Here is a 1,608-nt window from a genome sequence, read left to right as displayed (position 1 = left end):
GCAAAAGCCTGCGAAGTCAGAAAGAAGCCTCGCCTGATAAGGCGGGGAGTGTCACTGAACAAGGCTCGCTGCGCAAGCCTGAATCTTAATAACCTGCTTTCGGGACAGCCTCCCAGAGAGTCAGCGGCTGGTATAAATAGGCCTTCATGGATTTCGGCAGCGGCAGGCAGTCAGAGTTTGGTGCCAGGGCTTTTGCCAAAGGCACCCGGTTCTCTACCAGCCGTGAACGAATGCAGGTTCGGGCGCAGGCCATTAGCTTCCTGGGTTGATAAGCAGGAATGTAATTGTGCAGGGCATCAACAACGCCTTTGGCTGCAGCAATGTCCAGCGCGGTTTTGCCAGATGCATTGGGAATATTGGTATGGGCACCATTGGCCAGCAGAATGTCAACGACCTCTGGCCATTCTTGTTGAAGCGCCAGATGCAGTGGGGTATTGCCTAACCTGCCGGGTTTATTGGGATTGGCTCCATTGGCCAGCAAGCTATTGAACATACTGTTGATTTTGAAATGGAGGTAGTAATGCAGAGCCCAGTTAAGTGGAGTCTGACCCCACTGGTCAGGAATATCTGGATTGGCACCTCCTTGCAGTAAAGTGTTAACGCCCGCAATATTGCATTCAAGTACCGCATAGAGCAGCGGAGTATGGCCCAAATGCTCAAGAGCATTGATATAGGCACCTCTGTCAAGCAAGCAATTCAGGATCTTGGTGGTCGCTGTCGCGTTGTCAGGTAAAGTGGCCAGATGCAGCGCTGTGCAACCATCATCGTCACTGGCGTTCAGCTCAGCTCCTCTGTCCAGCAACAAATTGAGGGCCTTATAGTTGCCCAGTTTTGCAGCTTGCAGCAAAGGCGTAGTTTGTTTTCCCAACAAATAGGTGGTGAAAGGAAGGTTAGGATCTGCACTGCGATCCAGCAGCGTCTTGACAATATCTTCATCTTCCAGTCTGTGGATGGCCCAGTACAGAGGGGTAGAGCCACACACATCGCGGATATTGGGGTCAACGCCCTGGTCCAGCAAATGGTTGACAGTGGCCAGGTCATCACGCAGGATTGCTGATTTCATCAGCTCTGCTAAATGAGCCGTCGTTGCCGACAACTGCCTGCTACCTGAAATAGCAACTTCAGATTCTGAATGATCGACTTCTGTCGTGTTATCGGTCAGTGTGGAGGACGCTGCTGCAGATGGGGATTCCACGCGGGCATCGGCTACCATTTCCTGCGAATGGTCATGCACCGTCCTGAGGCTTGATAACATGGATGTTTTCCCGTTCAAGATATACAAAGAACAGCAAATCGCTTAAATGAAAATAGTGTAGAGGGCTCAATGCGCAAGCCTTGATAGCGGTTGCTGATTAGACTCTGAATCTGCAATTGATCATCTATCTGATGCATTCTTAACTTCACAGCGGCACAATAGTCGTAAACCCGTATAGGAGGTTGTCCGAGAATAGGCTGCCCTAATGCGGCGGCAGCAGCAGCAGCAGCAGCAGCAAATTGGTCTAAAAATTCCGTTTTTTTCGGTAAATAGCACCACTATTCACCTCACAAAACGAAATTTTTATCCTCAATTTTCTGCCGTCCTCGCTACGGGGTCGCCTAGACGGGCGC

1 protein-coding gene is annotated in these 1,608 nt (G+C 50.6%); it reads right to left on the bottom strand.

Features of this window, described 5'->3' with window-relative positions:
• Nucleotides 1-85: 85 nt before the first annotated feature.
• Nucleotides 86-1,255, bottom strand: a complete 1,170-nt coding sequence (locus KDK15_RS09745) for an ankyrin repeat domain-containing protein (RefSeq protein ID WP_257295163.1) — start codon at nucleotides 1,253-1,255, stop codon at nucleotides 86-88.
• Nucleotides 1,256-1,608 lie beyond the last annotated feature (353 nt).

The organism is Endozoicomonas sp. YOMI1 (assembly GCF_024606345.1).
Lineage (GTDB): Bacteria > Pseudomonadota > Gammaproteobacteria > Pseudomonadales > Endozoicomonadaceae > Endozoicomonas.
Note: the sequence above shows the minus strand (reverse complement) of the source record. Positions and strands in the feature narration are given on the sequence as shown.